The sequence below is a fragment of the Curtobacterium sp. HSID17257 genome, assembly GCF_003989515.1.
GTDB lineage: Bacteria > Actinomycetota > Actinomycetes > Actinomycetales > Microbacteriaceae > Curtobacterium.
Map to the genome: position 1 here is coordinate 1 of NZ_RBLU01000164.1, position 5435 is coordinate 5435.

Genomic DNA, 5435 nt, shown 5'->3' on the forward strand with positions numbered 1-5435 from the left:
TCACGAGACCGGCCTCCTCGAGCAGCTGGTAGGCCTTCGCGACCGTCCCCGGGGCGAGCGAGAGCTCCTCGGCGAGGGCCCGCACGCTCGGCAGGCGCTCCCCGTCCACCAGGTAGCCGGCGGCGATCTGCGCCGCGATCTGCGAACGGACCTGCTCGAAGGGCGGCACCCGGCCGCCCGCGTCGAGTGCCACGAGTCCCGTCATGCGATCCACCCTTGCGTCCTGTCCGTGTGCTCGTGCCTGCGCGGCGTCAGAAGTCGTACTGCTCGCCGACCGGGATCGGCACGGCGACGGTGTTGCCCGGGGGAGCGAGGGGGCACGCCCAGGCCGGGTCGTACGCGCACGAGGGGTTGTACGCGAAGTTGAAGTCGAGGACGAGCTCGCCGTCGTCACCGCCGAGGTCCGCGCCCTTGATCGTGTCGAGCAGGTAGCGGCCGCCGCCGTACGTGCCACGGGCCCGGCCGGCGCTGGCGTCCTTCACGGGGACGAACACCCCGCCCGCGTAGCCGCCGTGCGACCACACGTCGAGCGTGCCGATGCCCGGCAGCCGGACGACACCGAGCCGGTCGAAGTGCACGGTGCCGTCGGTGCCCGTCTCGACGTCCATCGCCAGGGGCTCGGCCGACTCGATGCGCGCGCGGAACCGCCAGTCGGGGTCGTAGTCGGGGACGGGCAGCGCCTCGAAGTCGCGGGCGTCCTCGTCGAGCAGCGGACTGGCCGGGTGCTCGGCGAACATCGCGTCGCGGGTCTCGCGCCACATCGCGTGCGCGGTCTCGGGGTCGGCCGTCGCCCGCACCCGTCGGTACAGGTCGAACGTCATCCGCCGCCAGTCCACGGTGGCGAGCGTGCTGTGCACGCGGTCCTGGGCCCTCGGCTCCTGCGTCTGGCTCACGGGGACGAGCGTACGCCCGTGCGCTCCGGACCCGCCAGCGACCGGCCGGTCCTGTGGACGGTGCCCTGCGGACGGCCGCACGGGGCCCTGGCACACTGGGCGGACAGCGACCGACGAGGGGACGGACGACGTGGTGGGACGGAACGGCCGGAGCAGTGCGACGACGACCGGTCGGGGGCTGCCGCGGCCCGGCAGGACGGTGCTCGCAGCCGTCACCGGTACGGCACTCGTGGCGGTCCTGACGGGATGCACGGTCTCCGCCTCCGCGAACCGGACGGTGTCGCCGCCCGGCTTCGAGCGGGCGGTCGCCGACGCACTCGAGCGCGAGGTCGGTCAGCGTCCGCTGGTCGACTGCGGCACGGACCCGATCGACCTCGTCGAGGGGAACACCGTGCACTGCGAGATCGGCGCCGAGGGCGACACCACCGTGTACGACTCCACGGTCGAGGTCGGCGACGTCGACGGTACGGACTACTCGGTCCACGTGCAGGTGGACGAGCAGCCGAAGTCCTGACGGACGGTCCGCGTCAGCTGCCGGGACGACGCCAGGACGGCGCGAGCTGCCGCATCCGGAGCGCACGCCACTGCCAGATCACCCACATGCCCGGCCAGAGCGCGGCGCCGAGGACCGCGGGACGCATCCGGTAGGTCAGCCGGTCGAGCAGCAGGGTCCGACCGTCCCCGAGGTCGACGGTGGCCATCCGGTGCCGCATCGTCATCCGGCCGAACAGGCCCGAGACGCCACCGCCGTTGTCGCGCTGCACGGGGACGCCGTCCACCTCGTACAGCTCGATGTCGACGTGCGTGTCACCGCTCGGCACCACCCCGAACGCGTCGGCGGCGATGGGGTGCGGGACGCCGGGGGTCCATCGGTCCGGCAACCCCTCCGGCGACCGCGACCGGTAGACCAGGAACGGCTTCGTGACGGCGACCATCACCGACGGCGACAGCAGGGCGTCGCGGACGGCGTCGACGGGTGCGTCGAGGACGATGCGGAGACCGACGTGCATGCAGCGGACGCTACGCCGCGGCTCTGGACGGGCGACGTCCGCCCTGGGGACGGTACCGTGCGGGGTCAGGCGTGCCGGGCGGCCCGGCGGCGGGCGCCCTCGGCGCGGTCCCGGGTGCGCAGCCGCTCGGTGAGCGACAGGCGCACGGTCGGCCACTCGGCAGCGGTGATCGAGAAGACCACGGTGTCGCGCAGCGTGCCGTCGCGGCCGATCGAGTGGCTGCGGAGCACGCCGTCCTGCTTCGCACCGAGCGACGCGATCGCCGCTCGTGACTGCTGGTTGTGCCAGTGCGTGCGGAACTCGACCGCGATGCAGTCCCAGGTGTCGAACGCGTGCGAGAGCAGGAGCAGCTTCGCCTCGGTGTTGATCCCGCTGCGCTGCGTCGCACGCGCCAGGAAGGTGTAGCCGATCTCGACGCGACGGTTGGCCGTGTCGATGTTCGCGAAGGTCGTCGCCCCGACGACGCGACCGGTCGGGCGGTCACGGATCGCGAAGGGCACCATCCGTCCCGCGGCGTGCTCGCCGAGCCGCCGGTCGATCTCGGCCTCGACCCGGTCGGGGGCCGGCACCGAGGTGTACCAGGTGCGCCAGAGGTCGCCGTCCGCCACCGCCGCCCGCAGGTCGGCCGCGTGCTCGGCCGCCAGGGGCTCGAGGGTGACGCGGTCGCCGGTCAGGGTGGGGACGGTGGCGATCTCCATGGTCACCGATCCTACGGTCGCCGGTCCGACAGCGGGGCCTGGCGGACGCGCACCCGCAGCGCGGTCCTGTGGAGACGGACAGGTGCGGACCGCCGGTACCGTGGAGTGGTGGCAGCACGCACGCAGGAGCAGTACCAGGTCCGGTTCGCGTGGGGGACCGCCGGCGCCGACCGGATCGCGCACGGCACGCACCTCGTGGTGTGGGTGGACGTGCTGCCGGAACCGTCCGGGGGCGGGGCCGATCCCGCGGCACGGGCGCGGGCCGCGGCAGCCCTGCTGCCCGACGGTCCGGAGGTCGTGCTCGGCCACCTCGCCAACGCGGCGGCGGTCGCGGAGCGGGTGACGAGCCTGCAGGCCGAGCGCGGGGACCGGTGCGTCGTCGCGGTCGTCGCAGCCGGCCGCACCGCCGACGGCGCCGCGACCGTCGCGGACGCGGCGGGGGAACCGTCGGACGTCGCCGAGACGCCCGAGCCGGCGGTGGAGGACCTGCTCGCTGCCGGAGCGGTCGTCGACGCGCTCGTCACGGTCGGGATCGACCACACGTCGCCGGAAGCCGCAGCCGCCTGCGCCGCGTACACGGGGCTCCGTCGTGCGGTGAAGCACCTCGTGACCGCCGCCGAGGGTGCGACGGACCTGGACCGCGAGACGGTGCACGCGGCGCTCGCCGCGGGACCCGAGCTGGTCGTCCTGCGGGAATCCGGGATGCGGGCGTAGCGTTCCCGATCGCACGAGGCGTCGCGAGGACGCCGCTGATCGCAAGGAGCACGTCATGAAGGCAGTCGTCGGCGACACCGTGATCGCGGAGGCTCCGCAGGAGGACCTCATCCAGATCGAGGGCAACTGGTACTTCCCGCCGTCGAGCGTGAAGCCGGAGTTCTTCTCGGAGAGCGACACCCAGTACCACTGCCCGTGGAAGGGCGACACGCAGTACTGGACGGTCACGGTGGACGGACAGGAGCTGCCGGACCGCGCCTGGACGTACCCGACGCCGATCCCGTCGTCGTTCGACCGGGTCGGCAAGGACTACTCGGGCTACTACGCGTTCTGGAAGGACGTCCGCGTCGTCGACTGACGACTGACGCCCTGCCGCCTGACGCGAGCCGCTCAGCCGGCTCCGGTCAGGGTCAGCACCACGAGCGCCACGTTCAGGGCGACGATCACGAGCGCGATGACCCCCGCGACCACGCGGGTGGTCATCGCGTTGACGTCTGCGCCCATGACGCTCCGCCGCGAGGTGTAGACCACCAGCGGCACGATCGCGAAGGCGATGCCGAAGCTCAGCACCACCTGACTGAGCACGAGGAGCATCGTCGGGTCCGCGCCCACGGCCAGGAGCACGACGGCGGGCACCAGCGTGACGAGCCGACGCACCACGAGCGGGACGCGGACGTGCAGCAGGCCGTGCATGATCTCGGCGCCGGCCATGCAGCCGACCGAGGTCGAGGCCAGTCCGGACGCGAGCAGGCCGACCGCGAAGAGCACGCCGACGACCGGGCCGACGTTCGTCGCGATCGCGGCCTGTGCGCCGGGGATCGTGTCGGTGCCGGGGACCCCGGGGAGCGTGGCCGCCGCGAGCACGAGCATGCAGACGTTGACGCCGCCCGCGACGACGAGGGCCAGGGCGACGTCCCATCGCGTCGCGACGAGCACCCGGCGGCGCTCGGGCCCGGCGGGGACGTCGCCGTGCCGGTCCCGCGCCAGGGCGGAGTGCAGGTAGACCGCGTGCGGCATCACGGTCGCACCGAGCATCGAGGCGGCGAGGAGCACCGACTGCGCGCCCTCGAACCGGGGGACGAGCCCGCCGACGAGTTCGCCGGGGGAGACCTGCGCGAACAGCAGCCCGGCGCAGAACCCGACGGTCAGGATCGCGAGCATGGTCGTCACGACGGCCTCGAACGTGCGGGTGCCCCGGCGGCTGTGCAGGAGCAGGATCGCCATCGACACCACGCCGGTCAGCACGCCGCCGACGACGAGCGGCAGGCCGAACAGCAGGTGGAGTGCGAGCGCGCCGCCGATGACCTCGGCGACGTCGGTGGCGGCGGCGACGACCTCGGCCTGCACCCAGAACAGCAGCCGGGGTGTGCGGCGCATGCGGAGGCCGAGGTGCTCGGGCAGCGACCTCCCGGTGACGACCCCGAGCTTCGCCGACAGGTACTGGACCACGACGGCGCTGGCGTTCGCGGCGACGAGCACCCAGAGCAGCAGGTACCCGTACTGCGCGCCGGCGGTCAGGTTCGCGGCGACGTTGCCCGGGTCCACGTAGGCGATGGCGGCGACGAACGCGGGCCCGAGCAGGGTGAGACCCGCGGCGCGGCGGCGCGGCCGCTCGGGGCCGGGCGAACCGGTGCCGGCAGGGCGTCCGGACCGCCCGGGGTGGGCGCGGCGAGCGGCGGTGTCGGTCATGCCGACAGCCTGCCAGGTTTCGGCGTGCCGAATCCACAGGTTCGGCGGGTCGGATCGGTTGCTCAGGCCGCGGCGCGACGAGCGCGGTGCGCCCGCACCTTCGCGCGGTTGCCGCAGCGCTGCATCGAACACCACCGACGGGTCCCGCCCCGTGAGGAGTCGTAGAACACGAGCCCGCAGTCGTCGGCCGAGCAGCGGCTCAGACGGGTCGGTTGTCCGTCGGCGGCGACGTCGTCGAACCCGACCTCGGTGAAGAGCGCCACGGCGTCGCGCGCCACGCTCGACAGCGCCTGGGCCAGGCGGACCCGGTTCGCGCCCGCTCGACGTCGGCCCCCGGGCAGGCTCGGGGGGACGTCCGGCAGCGCCGCGAACAGGTTCACCGTGTCGATGTCGTCCGGCGCCGGCCGGGTGCGTCCGGTGCCGGCGCGGAG

General features: G+C 73.8%; 9 protein-coding genes. 3 read left to right on the forward strand and 6 right to left on the reverse strand.

Translation table 11 applies throughout. The features are described from left to right. Together D8M35_RS15275 and D8M35_RS15280 are read right to left on the reverse strand one after the other, a co-directional pair. Positions 1 to 205, reverse strand: a 205-nt coding sequence (locus D8M35_RS15275) for a GntR family transcriptional regulator (RefSeq protein ID WP_238638265.1), incomplete at its 3' end; no start/stop codon positions are given. Positions 206 to 251: 46 nt separating this feature from the next. Then, positions 252 to 821: a DUF1684 domain-containing protein gene (locus tag D8M35_RS15280; RefSeq protein ID WP_126892607.1), complete on the reverse strand. Its 570-nt coding sequence runs from the start codon at positions 819 to 821 to the stop codon at positions 252 to 254. A gap of 205 nt (positions 822 to 1026) precedes the next feature. On the opposite strand from D8M35_RS15280, the gene D8M35_RS15285 reads away from it, so the two are divergent. Beyond that, positions 1027 to 1407 (forward strand): hypothetical protein, encoded by a 381-nt coding sequence (locus D8M35_RS15285; protein WP_126892601.1) that lies wholly within the window; start codon positions 1027 to 1029, stop codon positions 1405 to 1407. Positions 1408 to 1420: 13 nt separating this feature from the next. On the opposite strand, the gene D8M35_RS15290 is transcribed toward D8M35_RS15285, so the two are convergent. Continuing rightward, positions 1421 to 1903, reverse strand: coding sequence for a hypothetical protein (locus D8M35_RS15290; protein ID WP_126892602.1), 483 nt, complete (start codon positions 1901 to 1903; stop codon positions 1421 to 1423). A 65-nt stretch (positions 1904 to 1968) separates the two neighbouring features. Then, positions 1969 to 2601: a GNAT family N-acetyltransferase gene (locus D8M35_RS15295; protein WP_126892603.1), complete on the reverse strand. Its 633-nt coding sequence runs from the start codon at positions 2599 to 2601 to the stop codon at positions 1969 to 1971. 108 nt (positions 2602 to 2709) lie between these two features. On the opposite strand from D8M35_RS15295, the gene D8M35_RS15300 reads away from it, so the two are divergent. Both D8M35_RS15300 and D8M35_RS15305 read left to right on the forward strand, forming a co-directional pair. After that, positions 2710 to 3315 (forward strand): 2-phosphosulfolactate phosphatase, encoded by a 606-nt coding sequence (locus tag D8M35_RS15300; protein WP_238638266.1) that lies wholly within the window; start codon positions 2710 to 2712, stop codon positions 3313 to 3315. A gap of 55 nt (positions 3316 to 3370) precedes the next feature. Then, complete coding sequence (locus D8M35_RS15305) at positions 3371 to 3673, forward strand: DUF427 domain-containing protein (protein ID WP_126892605.1); 303 nt, start codon at positions 3371 to 3373, stop codon at positions 3671 to 3673. A 32-nt stretch (positions 3674 to 3705) separates the two neighbouring features. Here the strand turns inward: D8M35_RS15305 and D8M35_RS15310 are convergent, their stop codons facing one another. Together D8M35_RS15310 and D8M35_RS15315 are read right to left on the reverse strand one after the other, a co-directional pair. After that, complete coding sequence (locus D8M35_RS15310; RefSeq protein WP_126892606.1) at positions 3706 to 5004, reverse strand: Nramp family divalent metal transporter; 1299 nt, start codon at positions 5002 to 5004, stop codon at positions 3706 to 3708. Between the two features lie 62 nt (positions 5005 to 5066). Beyond that, the coding region (locus D8M35_RS15315) for a CGNR zinc finger domain-containing protein (RefSeq protein WP_161972688.1) at positions 5067 to 5435 on the reverse strand (369 nt) is incomplete at its 5' end.

Coding starts and splice junctions, on each gene's coding strand:
- D8M35_RS15295 (WP_126892603.1), bottom strand. CDS start 2,601: ATGGAGATCGCCACCGTCCCCACCCTGACCGGCGACCGCGTCACCCTC.
- D8M35_RS15280 (WP_126892607.1), bottom strand. CDS start 821: ATGACGTTCGACCTGTACCGACGGGTGCGGGCGACGGCCGACCCCGAG.
- D8M35_RS15290 (WP_126892602.1), bottom strand. CDS start 1,903: ATGCACGTCGGTCTCCGCATCGTCCTCGACGCACCCGTCGACGCCGTC.
- D8M35_RS15305 (WP_126892605.1), top strand. CDS start 3,371: ATGAAGGCAGTCGTCGGCGACACCGTGATCGCGGAGGCTCCGCAGGAG.
- D8M35_RS15310 (WP_126892606.1), bottom strand. CDS start 5,004: ATGACCGACACCGCCGCTCGCCGCGCCCACCCCGGGCGGTCCGGACGC.